This is a genomic window from Bacillus sp. Bvel1 (genome assembly GCF_014872755.1).
Classification (GTDB): domain Bacteria; phylum Bacillota; class Bacilli; order Bacillales; family Bacillaceae; genus Bacillus; species Bacillus velezensis.
This window is the reverse complement of the sequence record NZ_JAAOBZ010000008.1, coordinates 142,124-158,329: the sequence shown is the minus strand read 5'-3', so window position 1 is coordinate 158,329 and position 16,206 is coordinate 142,124. Positions and strand designations below refer to the sequence as shown.

Sequence of the window (16,206 nt, the reverse complement as noted above, 5' to 3'; positions counted from 1 at the left end):
GAAAGGAGATGAGGATTTCCTTGGTCAGCCGAAAACGTTTCATTCCGTATCTGTTTCTCGCGCCCGCGCTGGTTTTTCTGCTGTTCGTTTACATTCCGATTATTGAGAATGTGTTTTTCAGTCTGTTTGAATGGAGCTCATTTCAACCCGAAAAGACGTTTATCGGTTTGAAAAATTATATTGACCTGTTCCACGATCCCGTGTTTTTTACAGCACTCCGCAACAATGTGCTGTATGCGGTCATATCGCTGATTTGCCAGGTTGGCGGCGGCTTAATTCTGGCGGCCGTGCTGGAAGACAGATTGGTAAGAAAATGGTCGCCGTTTTTCCGTACGGTATTTTTTCTTCCGGTCGTCATTTCCATGACCGTCATTGCGCTGTTGTTTGATTTTATTTATAACCCGGAAATCGGGCTTTTGAATCAGCTGCTGGAAGCCGTCGGACTTGATGAACTGACCCGGGCGTGGCTGGGCGATGAAAACACCGCTATGCTGTCTGTCATTTTTGTGTCTCAATGGCAGTCTGTCGGTTACATTGCCATGCTGTACATTGTCTCGATTCAGAGCATTCCCGCTGAATTATATGAATCGGCGCAGCTGGACGGAGCCGGAAAAATCCAGCAGTTTTTTCACATTACGGTGCCGCAGACGAAAGAAATGTCGTTTGTTGCCGTGGTGATGACGCTGACCGGCGCATTTACCGTATTTAATGAACCGTATATTCTGACCGGCGGAGGGCCGGGCAATGCTTCAGAAGTGCTGAGCACATTTTTGTATAAGAGCGCTTTTACAAAGGATATGATGGGCTACGCTTCTGCGATCGCGACGGTGGTGCTTTTGCTGACGCTTGCTCTGTCGCTTATTCAGATGAAATTCTTTAAGACCGGAAAGGAGGAGTAGGCCGATGCTTCCTGAAAAGACGGACTTGCGTCATGCCCGTCAGGCCGTCAGAACAGGCGGAAAACCGAGAAAATGGTATGTCGGGGAAACGTCTGTGTGGCTGTTTCTCTTTATCTACCTCATTGCTGTTGCTTATCCGCTGTTATGGATGGCGGTCAGCGCCTTTAAAAGCTCGGATGAGATTTTTGAGCACAGCTGGTCGCTGCCCTCTGTCTGGCATCCCGAAAACTTCGTATCCGCATGGAACCAAGGGATTTCCGCTTATTTTATGAACAGCGTCATTGTGACCGTGCTGACTTGTCTCATCACCGTATTTGTGAGTGCCTGGGCGGCATACGGGCTGGCCCGTTTTCAATTTAAAGGAAAAGGGTTTGTGCTGATCATTTGTCTTGGCGGCTTGATGCTGACGCCGCAGGTCAGTCTTGTGCCGCTGTACTCCATTATCCAGTCATTGGGACTGTACAATACGTATTGGGCATTGATTCTTCCGTACGCAGCCTACCGTATTCCGTTTACCGTGATTCTGATCCGTTCCTATTTTTTGTCGATTTCCAAAGAGCTTGAGGAAGCGGCCTATCTGGATGGATGTACAAGTTTCGGAATATTTTTCAGAATATTCTTACCTATGAGCGTGCCGATTCTGGTGACATCAGGCATTTTGACGGCTTACCATACATGGAATGAGTTTATGTTTGCGATTATTTTTATCGATGATGAAAATTTACGTACGATTCCGGCCGGGCTGATGCAGTTCAGAGATGCGCTGCAGACGGATTGGGGCGTGCTGCTGGCCGGGCTGACGATTTCTGCTGCTCCGATTATCGCGCTGTTTTTATTAATGCAGAGATATTTTATCCGCGGCATTGCAGCGGGAAGCGTGAAAGGATAAGGGGGATGAAAAGATGAAACTGATAGCGGCCGGAGATAATGTAGTAGATTATTATCAGGATCAGGAGACGTTTTACCCGGGCGGAAATGCGTTAAATGTAGCCGTGCTTGCCCGGCGCTTAGGCCACGAAACTTCTTATATCGGGATTCTCGGCAGTGATGAAGCGGCGGATCACGTATTGAATGTGCTGAAACTGGAGAAGGTGAATGCCGATCTGATCCGCCGGGCATACGGAGAAAATGGGATGGCGGTCGTCACGCTTGATGAAAGAGGGGACAGGATATTTGCCGGATCAAATAAAGGCGGCGTGCAATCGCGTCTGACGCTCGCTTTTCAGGAGAATGACATCTCATTTATCGCCGGACATGATCTGCTGCATACGAGCGTATACAGCAGGATAGAACGTGACCTTCCGATGCTGAGCGGCCATGTGCCGATTTCCTTTGACTTCTCTGTAAAACGTGACGAAGCCTATTTAGAAGCGGTCTGTCCGTACGTGACGTATGCGTTTTTTTCCGGGAGTGATTTGAGTGAAAGTGAATGTGTGCGGCTTGCCGAAAAAGCCCGCGGTTTCGGAGCGAAAATCGTTTGTCTGACAAGGGGAGAACATGGCGCGGTGTTATCGGATGGGGAACGCGTCTATCATCAGCCGGTGGTAAGAGCTGATATCATAGATACATTGGGGGCGGGTGATTCTTTTATCGCCGGGTTTCTTACCGATTTCTACGAACATCAGGATATTCGGCGAGCGCTTACTGCGGCCGCCGGGACGGCTGCCAAAACATGCGGGGGGTTCGGAGCGTTCGGTTACGGGCATCCCTACAGGCCGGACGGCGGGAAAAGCAGTGAAAAAACGAGAATACGATAAGCATTGTCTCGTTTTTTATACTTGTTACGCATAGGGGCTGTTAATGGTAAACGTGACGCGGTCGGTATGCATTAAAAACAGCGAACTGTATATCGGCTGTTCTTTTGACATAAAAGCGGTTTTGTCAATTTCAAAAAGCGCATCCCCGATATCACAAGCCAGATAGCGGCTTTCTTCCTGCTTGGCGTATACGACATTTAACAGTTTCGTATTATGGGTGGGCACCACCTGATAGTGCTGTTTCAAAATGTCATGCATCGACACGCCGCCTTTAATATGCTTGCCGATGTCGGGAAATAAACTGAGCGGATAGTGGGCGATTTCGAATGAGAGCGGCTGGTCGTCGTGAAATAAAATGCGTTTTAATTCAAGAACGGGACTTTCGGAAGCGACGCGAAGTTTTTGAGCGATGGATTTAGGCGCTTCAATGATTTCATGGGAAAGGATCTGGTGTTTCGGTTTTTTTCCCGTTGATTCCATAAATTCAGAGTAGCCGTTGACCGCGATGAGCTCCCGCTTCAGTTTAGGGCTTTTAACGAACGTTCCCTTTCCCTGCTGCCGGACGAGCCAGCCTTCTTCCACAAGATCAAGGATGGCCTTCCTGACTGTTATGCGGCTGACGTTGTACGTTTCGCACAGCTCATTTTCAGTCGGCAGTTTTACGGACGGCGAATAAACGCCCTTCTTGATATCGTCCGCGATAATTTGTTTCAGCTGAATATATAAAGGTTTCGAGCTCCCGTTATTTAACAATGGGACGGACCTCCTTTGTCAAGTAGTAGTACTATTATATGTATTATGACGTTATAATACAAATTTGCTTTTCATTTATGAATCTGTCAGAAACCCCGAACATTTTTAACATAACAGAAAGATGTGGCGGTTTCCAGTATTGGAGGAGGTTTCGAATGGCATCATTAACATTTGACCATATCAAAAAAACATACGGCGCCCAATCGGCGGCAGTGAAGGATTTTCACTTAGATGTAAAGGATGAGGAGCTGCTGGTGCTTGTCGGTCCCTCCGGCTGCGGCAAATCTACGACACTCAGAATGATTGCCGGACTGGAGAGCATTTCTGAAGGGAAGCTTTATATCGATGGAGACGCGGTGAACGATCTGCCCCCGAAGGATCGTGATATCGCAATGGTTTTTCAGAATTACGCGCTGTATCCCCACATGACGGTGTTTGATAATATGGCGTTCGGTTTGAAGCTCAGAAAGCTGCCGAAAAAAGAAATCGCAGAGCGAGTCCGGACGGCCGCTGATATTTTGGAAATCGGGCATCTGCTCAAGCGGAAACCGAAGGCTCTTTCAGGCGGACAGCGGCAGCGGGTTGCGCTCGGCCGGTCGATCGTGCGGGAGCCGAAAGTGTTTCTGATGGACGAGCCGCTTTCCAACTTAGATGCGAAACTGCGTGTGACGATGCGCGCCGAAATCAGCAAGCTCCATCAGCGTTTGAAAGCGACCATCGTTTATGTGACGCATGATCAGACGGAAGCGATGACAATGGGTGACCGGATTGTCGTCATGAATGAAGGAAATATTCAGCAGGCCGCAAGCCCCCATGAGATTTATCATTATCCGGCGAATATGTTTGTGGCGGGTTTTATCGGTTCTCCGAGTATGAATTTTATAAAAGGCGTCATAGAAGAAAGTCACGGGCAATGGTATTTTGCCGGTTCGTCCGTTCGTCTGCCCATTCCTAAAGAAAAAGCGGCCGTTCTTGTGCAGAAAGGATACAGCGGTCAGGAGATGACTGCGGGGCTGCGTCCGGAGCATTTGACGCTTGCCGGACAATCAGAGCACCCGCCTGAAGCGGTGTGCCGCGCTGTGGCGGAAATATGTGAGAACTTAGGCGCGGAGATGTACGTTCATGCGGTGAGCGGAGATGACCGCATGACGATCCGCCTTGACGGCGCTTCAGAGGTGAAACCCGGCGATGCCATTCTGCTTGCGGTCAATATGAACCGGGCCGTGTTTTTTGATGCCGACACTGAAAACGCCGTATATTGAAAAAGGGAGCCTGATGATCGGGGCTCCCTTATCACTTCTTAAGATACGATTACCAGATTTCGTCCGCCCATTCCGGGTGGTCGATAAACGGATTGCGGTTATGCTGATAGTCTTCGTAAATGATTTCGTTCCGCCGTTTTTCCTTACTGTCGACGGGGTCTTGTTTATTCCATTTGAGCAAAACGGACAGTTTTCCCATGTAAGGAGCTGAGCCGTTTCCGGTTTTATCATTCAGCTCAAGGTCGGGATACCCGTCGCCGCCTTCATAACGCACCGCCATGTAAAACAGCATGCGGGCGACGTCTCCTTTGACCTCATCGCGCGGCTCCCAGGAATCACCGTCATAATAATTGCCCGGCGCTTTCGGGTATTCTGAGCCGCCGTTATCAAAATCCATGTTTCCTCTGGCGCTGTTCACCTGGACGTCTGCAGGGCGCAGATGATGAATGTCCGTCCCGGGGCCGGCAGCTGTTCCGAAGTTTCCGTGTGACTTTGCCCACACGTGTTCACGGTTCCAGTCCCCGACGCTGCCGCCGTTTTTACTTTTGGCCCGTGATTCCTGGGTGTAGAGCAAGATGACATTGTTCGGGTTTGCCGGATCTTCGTCAGTTTCCTTCAATGCATTCCATACTTGGCTGTAAGACAGCTTTGTATGTCCGCTGATGATGCGGTGCAGGGCGCTCTTTAAGGCTGTTCCGCTTTTTCCGGAAGCTTCTTTGTAATATGTCTCCGTATCCGCAGACGGAGTGATGACAGCTGAGGAAGTTTGCGGAAAAAGAGTTGTGCCGCCGGCAGTTGAAACCGCCAGCCGGCTGTACAGATTCGTGTCAGCCGGCGCGCCCGCAGAGGCTGACGGCGCGGTCCAACCCAAAATGAAAAACAGGCAGACAATCGGCAGAAACCAAAGTTTTTTTGTCATGACTTGCCCTCCTTTACCTCTATTATCCAAAAAATAAATCTAATATTCTATCTTTTTTGAAAAATGGTTCCTTCGGCTTATGGGACAGAGGGGCGGTTTCTTGGTCAAAGTATCCGGAAAATCATTGATTTTTTGGAAGATATGATAATGAACTCGTTATGCGCTCCTTCTATAATGAAGATCATCTTGTCAGTTTTTCAGTTTAAAAGGAGGGCGTGTATGGAACATCAGCAGCTTTCGACGGCGAATATCGGGATTTCCGATGACATACAATGGCTGTCTCAATTCGGCGCTTCCGCTTCCGGCGGAGTGACGAGGCTTTTATATACGAAAGAATGGATGGACGCCCAGCTTGCCGTCAAAAAGAAAATGGAGGCGTTCGGGCTGGAAACGGCATTTGACGATGTCGGTAACGTGTTCGGCCGTCTGAGCGGCACAGAATCGCCTGATGAGGTGATTCTGACCGGATCGCATATTGACACCGTTATTGACGGCGGCAAATATGACGGTGCGTTCGGCGTGCTGGCGGGCATGCTGGCGATCCGGCATTTGCATGAGACGTGCGGGCGTCCGAAAAAAACGCTGGAGGCTGTGTCGCTCTGTGAAGAGGAAGGGAGCCGTTTTCCCATCACCTATTGGGGCTCAGGCAATATCACCGGTGCTTTCTCGCTTTCAGATGCGGAAACGCCGAAAGACGCGTCCGGCATTTCTCTGAAAGAAGCCATGCGGCAGAACGGCTTCGGTGCAGGCCGTTATCCGGCGCCGCTGCGCACTGATATTAGTGCCTTTCTGGAAATTCATATAGAACAGGGGCAAACGCTTGAACGATCGGGAAAGGATATCGGGATTGTCACCGGGATTGCCGGACAGAGACGCTATACCGTTACGCTTGACGGTGAATGCAACCATGCGGGGACCACTTCAATGAAATGGCGGAAAGATCCGCTCGCGGCGGGAAGCAGCATCATCCATGAACTCATGCTCTCAGCGGAAAGACAGCCGGAAGAGCTCCGCCTGACGTGCGGGAAAATGACGGTTGAGCCGAATATGGCGAATGTCATTCCGGGCCGTATCCAGTTTTCCGTTGATATTCGCCATCAGCAGGAAGACGTGCTGGCAGCCTTCCGTCAGAAACTGGTGTCGATTATTGAAAACATCAGCCGCAGCAAAGGAGTCAGACCCTTTATTGATGAATATATGAGGATAGAGCCGGTTCAAATGGATCAGACACTGACACGAACCGCAGCAGAGGCTGCAAAAGAGCAGGGGGCGGACCCGGAGAAGATCGTAAGCGGAGCGGGACATGACGCCCAGATGCTCGGCAGAACCTTTCCGGCCTGCATGCTGTTTGTGCCGAGCAGTGGCGGGATCAGCCACTCGCCGCTTGAATTCACACCCGCACATCAGCTTGAAACCGGCGTCCTTACGCTGGCGAATGTATTACATAAACTTGCCTATTAACGTAAAGGGGGAATCGGCGTGCCGACCAGAAAAGAATTGTGCATTCCGCAAAGAACGATTATGACACCGGGACCGACTGAAGCTGAACCGAGAGTGCTGAGGGCGATGGGCGCTCCGATCCTCGGCCAGTTTGACCCGGCATTTACCGGCATCATGAACGAAACGATGCAAATGCTCCGTGAATTGTTTCAAACGGAAAACCGCTGGGCCTATCCGATTGACGGCACATCAAGAGCGGGGATTGAGGCTGTTCTCGCAAGTTTGATAGAACCTGGCGACAGCGTGCTCGTTCCGATATACGGACGCTTCGGACACCTGCTGACTGAAATCGCCGAGCGGTACGGAGCGGACGTTCATACGATCGAGTGTGAATGGGGAACGGTCTTCCGGCCTGAAGAGATTATCGGCGAGATGAAAAAGATTTCCCCGAAAATCGTCGCTATGGTGCACGGAGAAACATCAACGGGGCGGATTCATCCGCTGAAAGAAATCGGGGAAGCGTGCCGCGCCCAAGATGCACTCTTTATCGTGGATGCCGTGGCCACGATTGGCGGATGCGCCGTAAAAACGGATGAATGGAAGATTGACGCAGTCATCGGGGGAACGCAAAAATGCCTATCGGTCCCTTCCGGAATGGCGCCGATTACTTATAATGACCGGACGGCCGCTGTCATTGCCGCGCGTAAAAAGGTAGAACGTGGCATTGCAACGGCAGCTGACGGTAAAATGCTGTCCGGTCATCGGCCGGTTACGAGCAACTATTTTGATCTGAGCCAGCTCGAAGATTATTGGAGTGAAAGAAGGCTGAATCACCATACAGAAGCGACAGCAATGCTTTATGCGCTGCGGGAGGGTGTGCGCCTTGTCCTGGAAGAAGGACTTGAAGAACGGTTCCGCAGACATCAGGGCCATGAAAAAGCGCTTACGGCGGGACTTGCAGCGATGGGCCTTGATTTATTCGGCGATCCGGAGGCGAAGCTGCCTGTCGTCACATGTGTGAAGATTCCGCCGGAAGCAGACGGCGAATCGATCAGGAGTATGCTTTTGTCTCAATTCGGAATTGAAATCGCCAGCTCGTTCGGTCCGCTGCAGGGGAAAATTTGGAGAATCGGAACGATGGGCTACAGCTGCAGAAAGGAAAATGTGCTGTTTGTGCTGGCTGGACTTGAAGCGGTTCTGATCAGACACGGAGTTGCAGTTAAAGCCGGGGAAGCGCTGCAGGCGGCCCTTAACATATATGATCTGCCGGCTGAAACCGGTGTGCTGTCATGAGATATGAAAACGAGATTGAAATCATCTGGACTTTTTTCCCTTTTCCCCGTTATACTGAATGGTATAAAAAATGACAAATATGGAATGATCATCTGTTTGTCTGGGGAGAAGGTAAGAAATCATGGCGTACATGGGGCGATTGTCAATTTTAATGCTGAATATGTTTATTGCGATGCTTGGGATCGGATTGATTATTCCGATTATGCCCGCATATATTACCGAATTCGGAGCGACGGGGAGCACGATGGGTCTGCTTGTTGCGGCGGCGGGGCTTACACAGCTTTTATTTGCGCCTATTGCCGGGGAAATAACCGACAAATACGGACGGCGGAAACTGATTATTTTCGGCATTGCCGCCTTTGCCGTGTCACAATTGATCTTCGCCTTTGCCGGAAGCCTGTGGCAATTGTTCGCATCCCGCCTTTTGGGCGGAATGGGCGCGGCGTTTTTAATGCCGTCAATGTTCGCTTACATTGCGGATATTACGACCGAGGAAGAACGCGGGAAAGGAATGGGGCTGTTCAGCGCGGCGATGACGCTCGGTGTCGTCATCGGGCCCGGTGTCGGCGGTTATTTGGTTCATTACGGCATGTCTGTGCCGTTCATCGTGTCCGCAAGTCTCGCCTGCTTTTCAACCGTTCTTTCATTTTTCTTTCTGCCCGAAACGCTTGGGCGTGAAAAGCAGCTGGAAGCCCGGTCAAAAACGGAAAAACGTGAGCATCTGTTTAAGCAAATGTCACGCGCGCTCAAATCGCCGTTCGCGTTTATGCTGATTCTGGTTTTTGTGCTGAACTTCGGAATTATGAACTTTGAATCCGTTTTTGGCCTTTACGTTGACCATAAACACGGATTTAAAGCCTCTGATATTGCTTTTATTATTACGGCTGCGGGTCTCATCGGCGTGTTTGTGCAGGCGGTCGGCGTCAGTTATCTCGTCCGCAGGTTCGGGGAAAAGCGCGTCATTAACGTGACGTTGATCGGGGCTGCTGCAGGACTTGTGTGGTGCCGGTTTGCGGGTTCATATTGGGCCGTTTTTGCCGCGGCAATCTTTTTCCTCACGCTGACATCGCTGCTCCGGCCGGCCGTTAATACGATGCTGTCGAAGCTCGCCGGTGACCAGCAGGGGTTTGCCGGCGGGATGAACACCTCATTCATCAGCTTAGCGAATATCGCCGGGCCGTCGGCCGCCGGTTTTCTCTTTGATGTAAATATGGAATTTCCGTATATGCTGGGAGCGGCCATTCTCGCCATCAGTTTTCTGGCCGCGCTTGGCTGGGGCAAAAAGACACAGACCCGGCCGTTCACGCAGCAAGGATAAGAATCAAAAGCCTCCGGGTATCCGGAGGCTTTTTGCTGATTGTCGTTTATTCTGCGGCTGTCTGCATCTCTGAAATTGCAGAGATGCGCATAGAGGGAAAATCATATAGCAAAAACAGTTGTTCCGTATGCTCAAGCATGGCGCGAATGGAAACCGGAACAGGTGTAGATAAAGTAAAACCAGCTTTATCGCTTGACGAGTCTGACGAATTTGATCTGCCGGAAGTTGATCAAAAAAGAAGGCAGTCAGGCAGGGACAACATTGAGCGGCGTAAATGCTGAGAAGGAAAAAGCAGGGTTTTGGAACTTGCTGTTTCGTATGCAGGGGGAGAGCATTCTGATAAAACGGGTCATTGAAATAATACGAACTGTTCAGAAGGGGGCGATTGGTGACAACAAGGAGAGGTTATCTTATAAAACCTCTCACGGAAGATGTTGTGTCGGTTCTCCTGTACGAATTTTGCAGATTAAAACCCGCAATTAGGCCAACACACAATTATGCAAGAGACAATCATCTAAAAAGGGTGTCGGTAAGTACAATATGGTGTACGGAAAAGGAGTTGAAAATGTTGTATTATTACCCGTCATTCCATTTGTATCAGCGGCAAGAATTTAATTATTATCCATGGGCCCATCAATTGACTCATTCAGGGGGCTCCCCCTATGTTTCCGCGCGCCCTCCTTTTTATAATTCCCCATGTTACAGAGAGTGCATAAGAAGCGGAGCGGATAGTTATTTCTGCTGCTATATCTGCGGTTTCTGTTAAAAAGAAAGACTTATAGAAGTAAGTGATCTTTCCAGGATGACAGTGAGACCATTATCCAGACAGCCATTAGCCAACACACGAAGCTTTATTACGGTTCACGGAGGGGAAGCGCCCCTCCTTTTTCAGAAATTTTATAAAATCCCCTTGCGCGGCCTGTCAGAAGCGGTTTTTGGTCTTGGTGTGTTCGACTGTTGGTGTTGACGAAGAATTCAAGATACCAGGAAGCAGCGAAACCTCTATGTATCCGCGAGACACAGCTGAGGAAAAAGAAAAAATTCGGAGAGAAGCCTTAGCAAACATGGAATAAAATAGTATGATTTCCTCATTACATTTGGAATGAGGGAATTAAATGAACTGGTTAGAATTCATATCATCTATTCTTAAAAACTTAGCTTGGCCAGTGGTGATTTTAATTGCGGCTCTAAAGCTGAAGGAGCCGCTATCAAAAATGATTAGTACCTTGGCGAAAATAAAGTATAAAGACTGGGAATTTGAGTTTTTGTTAGATAAGAAGCTAGATCAAATTACCGTTCTGGCAACTCAATCTGATGAAGATTCAGATGTTGAGGAATTGTACAGTAAGCAAAAAGGTGAGAATCTGATAGATCAAACGCCTCTAACTGGTTACAAACCTCCTATTGGACTTGATACTTCTATAGCACTTATAAGAGAATCAAAGGTGTTAGATGCTAGAATTCATGATATATATGAAAAAGTAAAAAAAGGTGAAGGTATCGGTAATGAATCAACGGAATTGAAAATTAAATATTTGGTTAGCGAAAAAGTCCTTAGTGAACAGCTAGCTAAATCAATTAGATTGGCAAAACAAGCACCCTTTGATTTTACCTATATGAAAGTAATGCCTGATTTCCTAATCAATAAATATAGAAATAACCTAAAATATTTATCAGAACAGCTGAGGTCAATTTATTACGATCTGGAGTCTTCCAATTAAGGAAGGCTTTTTATTTTGAAAGGATGTGAACACATTCCAGAGAACTGGTAAACGCAAAAACCACACATGTTTCTTAGGTAGACAAGGCTGCTCATCAAAAGCAGCCTCTTTTTTATGAAATCAGAAAAGCAACCTGACTTTCAAAAGGAAGTAAAGATCCTTGCGAAAGAAGCAGACGCACAAAAACTTGTTTACGGTATCGTTTATGAGCCGGACACAGTGGATGCTCACGAGGATTTCATGACAGCTGCAGAAATTGAGAAGGTCGCTCACGGCTTCCTGAAAGGATACTCGTCAGGATTTTGGTGGCAGCATTTTTTGAGGATTTAGCTGAATGTTCTCCCTTAAATAAGATGCGGGAGAACACCCGCATCCTGGTCTATGGCTAAATTTTAACCGATCAGCCGCTGCATTCTCAGCGCGAGCCGCAGGCGCATCGTCGTCTCCGGATCTTTTAAGCTTTTGCCGAGCAGTTCCTCGCATTTTTCTAAACGATAGATCACCGTATTTCGATGGACGTACAGGCGCTTAGCCGTTTCTGAAATCTGGCAGTGGGTCTCCAGGTAAACAGACAGTGTATGAAGCAGGCTCTGGTCCTCCTTTTGCCGATCGGCCAGGCTTTGGAGGGTGGCTTCGTAAAACTTCTTCACATCTTCCGCCGGAAGCAGGCGGAGCAGCTCCGGCACGTCTTTGGCATGATAGATTTGAATAAACTCCGCGCTTCTGGACAAATGCCCGGATGAAATGGCGTCTGAAGCTTCAGTAAAAGCGTCAGGGACATCGATCAGCTTTTGGCATATGTTTGAGATGCCGAAGGAGACAGTCCGTTTAAACTGCGTCCGGACCTGTTTCTGAAACTGCTCCAAAAAGCTGATGACAGACGCGTGCATTTCATTCCAGCTGTCTGTCGCTTCAATTAAAAGAATACCGACATTTCCTTTAATAAAGAGATGAGGGGGAAACGGAAAGGATGACAGCTCCCCTTCAAGCAGATCAAATACATGATCGGAAACGAGCTGATTTTCGGTAAAGCTGATCGTTTTCTCATTTCGGTCGAGTTTTCCGCAAATGCACATGTATTTCTGATCCCAGCGAAGCCGGAATTCTTTGGCGCGGCTTTTGATTTCTTCATGGCCGGTAAACGAGCGGTCGATGAAATTGCTGAAAAATTCATTGCGCGCCCGTCTGCCGAATTGTTTGACGGCATTTTCTTTCAGCAGTTCAAAGGAAATGACGTTGGCCGCCTGTTCAATTGTCAAAATCATGCCTTTATCAGCGGTCTGCACCAGCTCCGGAATCACCAGATAACCGCAGTTTTTTTCAACATTCAGAATCGGCAGGACAGAATACGCCTTTCTGTCGGAGAGCATGGAAAAGCAGGTGAAATAAGGACCGGAAAAGGAATAACAGATGTTTTTCAATAAAGACGTGTCAATGGGTATGCTGTGGGACGATGATAAGAGTTTTGTATGCTGATCCAAAAGCAGCACGGGAAGCCGGAGGATGTCTGAGAGCTTCTTAAGCAGGGATTGCAGCCCTTTGCCGCTCATGATGTGGTTTGTAAATTTTTTATGGGCGTAAATGGCCTGCTGCAGCTCATTTGAACGCATATCAAGAATATGGCTCAGTGTAGCATTGACGATATCTCCCAGCCTGATGTCTTCCGGAAGCTCAATAATCGGAAATTCATACCGGTCGGCAAGCTCCGCGGCATCTTTCGGAATGACATTAAGATAGCGCTTCGTTTTGATCCCCAGTCCCGCGCATCCCCGTTTTGCCATGAGGCGGATTAAATCTTTCAACAGCTGCGGGCGGTCCTTCAAGTGGTAAGCCGTCGTGACGAGCAATTCGTTTTTATGTAAAAAATCAGCGATGTCCGGCGCATCCATCATGTTGACGTGCTGCACCTCCCTCCAGCCGCCGGATCTGCCTGCGATTAATGCGGCCCGCTCATAAGCGGGAATCTTCATCACATCATAAATATTCATCAGTCAATCTCCTTTCAGGTTCTAAAGACAACCATTGGTTAATATGAATAAAAATCATCAAAAATTATAGCGGTTTTGCTGATGTATTACGATCATAGTAGCAGTAAACTGGCAATCATAGACGCATGTTGTGATAAAAACTGACAGAAAATCGTCATCCTTACAGGGAGGAAGATAAAATGGCCTATGACGTAATTGTAAAGGGTGCGAAAGCTGTGCGAAAAGGCGGGACAGAGCGGGCCGATATCGCCGTCAAGGACGGGAAAATTGCATTGATCGAGCCCGGCATTGACGAAAACGCGGAACAAGTGGTGCAGGCAGACGGCATGTATGTGTTTCCGGGCGCGGTCGATTGTCACGTGCATTTCAATGAACCCGGACGCGAAGAATGGGAAGGCATTGAAACCGGCTCAAACATGCTTGCTGCCGGCGGCTGTACGGCTTATTTTGACATGCCGCTTAACTGCATTCCTTCGACGGTAACTGCTGAAAACCTGCTGGCAAAGGCGGAAATCGCCGAACGGAAGTCAGCGGTTGATTTTGCGCTTTGGGGCGGTTTGATGCCCGGGTATACCGAATATATCCGGCCGATGGCAGAAGCGGGGGCAATCGGGTTTAAAGCGTTTCTGTCTAAATCGGGAACGGATGAATTTCAATCAGCCGATGAACGGACTCTTTTAAAGGGAATGAAGGAAATCGCGGCGTGCGGCAGGATTTTGGCCCTGCACGCAGAAAGCGACGCCCTCACCCGATTCCTTGAAGCCGAGTACGCGCTCCAAGGGAAAATTGATGCCTGCGCTTACGCTTCCTCCCGTCCGGAAGAAGCCGAATGCGAGGCTGTGCAGCGGGCGATTGAATATGCAAGAGCGACGGGATGCGCGCTTCATTTTGTACATATCAGCACGAAACGGGCCGTGCTCTCCATTCAGAAGGCGAAAAAAGACGGATTGGATGTCACCGTTGAAACATGTCCGCACTACTTATTATTCAGCTTTGAAGACTTCCTCAAAAAAGGGGCGGCCGCCAAATGCGCTCCGCCGCTCCGCTCAGAGGCTGATAAAGAGGAATTGATCGGGGTTTTGGCTGAGGGCCTGATTGATATGGTGTCTTCGGATCATTCTCCCTGTCATCCGGCTTTGAAACGCGAGGATAATATGTTCCTGTCGTGGGGCGGGATCAGCGGAGGCCAATTTACGCTTCTCGGCATGATTCAATTAGCGATCGATCATGGGATTCCGTTTGAACATGTGGCCCGATGGACGGCAGAAGCACCTGCCAAACGTTTCGGTTTAACGAATAAAGGCCGGCTTGAAGAAGGATTTGACGCTGATTTTGCCATTGTCCGGCCGGAACCTTTTACCGTCACAAAAGAAACGATGTTTTCCAAACATAAGCAAAGCCTGTATGAAGGCCGCACCTTTCCATACCGAATTGCTGCGACCTACAGCAAGGGGCGCTGTGTGTACCAGGATGGCGGTCGTAAGCAGAGGGGGGCTTTCGGAACATTTCTGAAGCCTTCTGAAATAAAAGAGCCGATTCTCTGATGAGAATCGGCTTTTTTTGTCGTTTGGAGAGCGGGTCTCGTGGTATCTTTTTATAAAAAGGAGTAAAACACATTGTATGATCAAATCTTGAACATATTAACGGCATCCTGGTCGCGCAAGACCAGTACAAAATGGACGGAAGATTGCCCGGCCACAGGCCAGTGCGGCGTGACGGCTTTAGTCATCCAAGATGTTTACGGCGGTGACATTCTCAAAACAAAAACCGGCACAAGCTGGCATTTTTATAATCGAATAGACGGGGAGATATATGATTTCACGAGCAGTCAGTTTTCAGAGCCGATCGTCTATCAGCACATTCTTTCTTCCAGAGATGAGGCATTTTCGGACACCAATGAACATCAGTACCGTTACCTGAAAAGTGCATTCAGAAAAAACATGGAAACGGAAAGAGAAAAACACCTGTGATAAACTAGAATGAGAGGTGAAGGATTGTGATTTATATCGGACTGACGGGGTGGGGGGATCATGACAGCATCTATCCGCCTAAAACAGCGGGCCCGCAAAAACTGCAGGCGTATTCCTCCCATTTTCCCATCGTTGAGCTGGACGCGAGCTTTTACGCGATACAGCCCGCCCGCAATAACGAAAGATGGGTCAAAGAGACGCCGGAATCTTTTCAATTTGTCATTAAGGCATATCAAGGAATGACGGGTCATCAGCGCGGCGATATTCCCTTTGAATCGAAGGAAGAAATGTTTGAGGCGTTTAAGCTGTCATTATCGCCGTATATAGAGCATGGAAAGCTTGCCATGGTGCTGTTCCAATTCCCGCCGTGGTTTGACTGTAAGAAAGAAAACGTCGCATATTTAAGATGGTGCAGGCAGCAGATGGGCGATATCCCGTGCGCGCTTGAATTCCGCAACCGGTCTTGGTTTTCCCCGCCATTTTACGAACAGACGCTTTCCTTTATGAAGGAGGAAGGCTGGATTCACAGCATATGTGACGAGCCGCAAATCGGCGAGGGCAGCATTCCGACCGTCCTGAAAGCAACGGATGAAGAAAAAACGCTTGTCCGTTTTCACGGACGGAACAAGCAGGGCTGGATCAAACCTGACGGCGGACAAAACTGGCGTGAGGTCAGATATTTATACCGCTATAACAAACAGGAGCTCAAAGATTGGAAAAACAATCTTCAGGAGCTGAAAAAGCAGTCGCGCAATCTGTATGTGCTCTTCAACAATAACTCAGGCGGAGACGCGGCCGATAACGGGCTTGAGATGCTTGAAATGTTAAATATCTCATATACCGGGCTTGCTCCGAAGCAGCTCGACCTATTCAGCTAGAAAAGAGG

15 protein-coding genes and 2 pseudogenes are annotated in these 16,206 nt (G+C 48.8%); 14 read left to right on the top strand and 3 right to left on the bottom strand.

The genetic code is table 11. The annotated features are described in order from the left end of the window. Positions 1 to 8 precede the first annotated feature (8 nt). Genes HAP68_RS15095 through HAP68_RS15085 form a run of 3 tightly spaced genes read left to right on the top strand, consistent with a single transcriptional unit; the run spans position 9 to position 2,656 of the window. Positions 9 to 899 (top strand): carbohydrate ABC transporter permease, encoded by an 891-nt coding sequence (locus HAP68_RS15095; protein WP_014305765.1) that lies wholly within the window; start codon positions 9 to 11, stop codon positions 897 to 899. A gap of 4 nt (positions 900 to 903) precedes the next feature. Further along, entirely contained in the window at positions 904 to 1,788 is an 885-nt protein-coding gene (locus tag HAP68_RS15090; protein WP_003151895.1) for a carbohydrate ABC transporter permease, read from the top strand. 13 nt (positions 1,789 to 1,801) lie between these two features. Beyond that, positions 1,802 to 2,656, top strand: coding sequence for a PfkB family carbohydrate kinase (locus tag HAP68_RS15085; protein ID WP_015387755.1), 855 nt, complete (start codon positions 1,802 to 1,804; stop codon positions 2,654 to 2,656). A gap of 24 nt (positions 2,657 to 2,680) precedes the next feature. On the opposite strand, the gene frlR is transcribed toward HAP68_RS15085, so the two are convergent. Further along, positions 2,681 to 3,409, bottom strand: a complete 729-nt coding sequence (gene frlR, locus HAP68_RS15080) for a transcriptional regulator FrlR (RefSeq protein ID WP_003151898.1) — start codon at positions 3,407 to 3,409, stop codon at positions 2,681 to 2,683. A 155-nt stretch (positions 3,410 to 3,564) separates the two neighbouring features. On the opposite strand from frlR, the gene HAP68_RS15075 reads away from it, so the two are divergent. Beyond that, complete coding sequence (locus HAP68_RS15075) at positions 3,565 to 4,671, top strand: ABC transporter ATP-binding protein (protein ID WP_015387756.1); 1,107 nt, start codon at positions 3,565 to 3,567, stop codon at positions 4,669 to 4,671. A 49-nt stretch (positions 4,672 to 4,720) separates the two neighbouring features. On the opposite strand, the gene HAP68_RS15070 is transcribed toward HAP68_RS15075, so the two are convergent. Beyond that, positions 4,721 to 5,590: an endonuclease I family protein gene (locus tag HAP68_RS15070; protein ID WP_003151902.1), complete on the bottom strand. Its 870-nt coding sequence runs from the start codon at positions 5,588 to 5,590 to the stop codon at positions 4,721 to 4,723. Between the two features lie 219 nt (positions 5,591 to 5,809). On the opposite strand from HAP68_RS15070, the gene allC reads away from it, so the two are divergent. The 7 genes and pseudogenes from allC to HAP68_RS15040 form a co-directional block, all read left to right on the top strand. Then, positions 5,810 to 7,051 (top strand): allantoate deiminase, encoded by a 1,242-nt coding sequence (allC, locus tag HAP68_RS15065; RefSeq protein ID WP_024085764.1) that lies wholly within the window; start codon positions 5,810 to 5,812, stop codon positions 7,049 to 7,051. A 60-nt stretch (positions 7,052 to 7,111) separates the two neighbouring features. Further along, positions 7,112 to 8,323 (top strand): pyridoxal-phosphate-dependent aminotransferase family protein, encoded by a 1,212-nt coding sequence (locus HAP68_RS15060; protein ID WP_221419340.1) that lies wholly within the window; start codon positions 7,112 to 7,114, stop codon positions 8,321 to 8,323. 121 nt (positions 8,324 to 8,444) lie between these two features. Beyond that, positions 8,445 to 9,641, top strand: coding sequence for an MFS transporter (locus HAP68_RS15055; RefSeq protein WP_003151906.1), 1,197 nt, complete (start codon positions 8,445 to 8,447; stop codon positions 9,639 to 9,641). Between the two features lie 32 nt (positions 9,642 to 9,673). Then, positions 9,674 to 9,922, top strand: coding sequence for a hypothetical protein (locus tag HAP68_RS15050; RefSeq protein WP_024085762.1), 249 nt, complete (start codon positions 9,674 to 9,676; stop codon positions 9,920 to 9,922). A 669-nt stretch (positions 9,923 to 10,591) separates the two neighbouring features. Continuing rightward, a pseudogene (locus HAP68_RS19715) lies at positions 10,592 to 10,714 on the top strand (hypothetical protein); the annotation flags it as partial. A 42-nt stretch (positions 10,715 to 10,756) separates the two neighbouring features. Then, positions 10,757 to 11,362 carry a hypothetical protein gene (locus tag HAP68_RS15045; protein WP_024085761.1) on the top strand — a complete coding sequence of 202 codons (606 nt, stop codon included), beginning with the start codon at positions 10,757 to 10,759 and terminating at the stop codon, positions 11,360 to 11,362. Positions 11,363 to 11,406: 44 nt separating this feature from the next. After that, positions 11,407 to 11,647, top strand: a pseudogene (locus tag HAP68_RS15040) (XkdF-like putative serine protease domain-containing protein); the annotation flags it as partial. Between the two features lie 107 nt (positions 11,648 to 11,754). Here HAP68_RS15040 and HAP68_RS15035 read toward each other — a convergent pair. After that, positions 11,755 to 13,350, bottom strand: coding sequence for a PucR family transcriptional regulator (locus HAP68_RS15035; RefSeq protein ID WP_024085759.1), 1,596 nt, complete (start codon positions 13,348 to 13,350; stop codon positions 11,755 to 11,757). Between the two features lie 179 nt (positions 13,351 to 13,529). Between HAP68_RS15035 and HAP68_RS15030 the strand changes: the two genes are divergently transcribed. The 3 genes from HAP68_RS15030 (at position 13,530) to HAP68_RS15020 (ending at position 16,198) form a co-directional block, all read left to right on the top strand. Continuing rightward, positions 13,530 to 14,894, top strand: coding sequence for an allantoinase (locus tag HAP68_RS15030; protein WP_024085758.1), 1,365 nt, complete (start codon positions 13,530 to 13,532; stop codon positions 14,892 to 14,894). Between the two features lie 72 nt (positions 14,895 to 14,966). Beyond that, the gene (locus tag HAP68_RS15025; RefSeq protein WP_015387759.1) at positions 14,967 to 15,320 is read left to right on the top strand and encodes a YunG family protein; all 354 of its coding nucleotides are present in this window, start codon (positions 14,967 to 14,969) and stop codon (positions 15,318 to 15,320) included. A 26-nt stretch (positions 15,321 to 15,346) separates the two neighbouring features. Continuing rightward, positions 15,347 to 16,198 (top strand): DUF72 domain-containing protein, encoded by an 852-nt coding sequence (locus HAP68_RS15020; RefSeq protein ID WP_014305754.1) that lies wholly within the window; start codon positions 15,347 to 15,349, stop codon positions 16,196 to 16,198. Positions 16,199 to 16,206 lie beyond the last annotated feature (8 nt).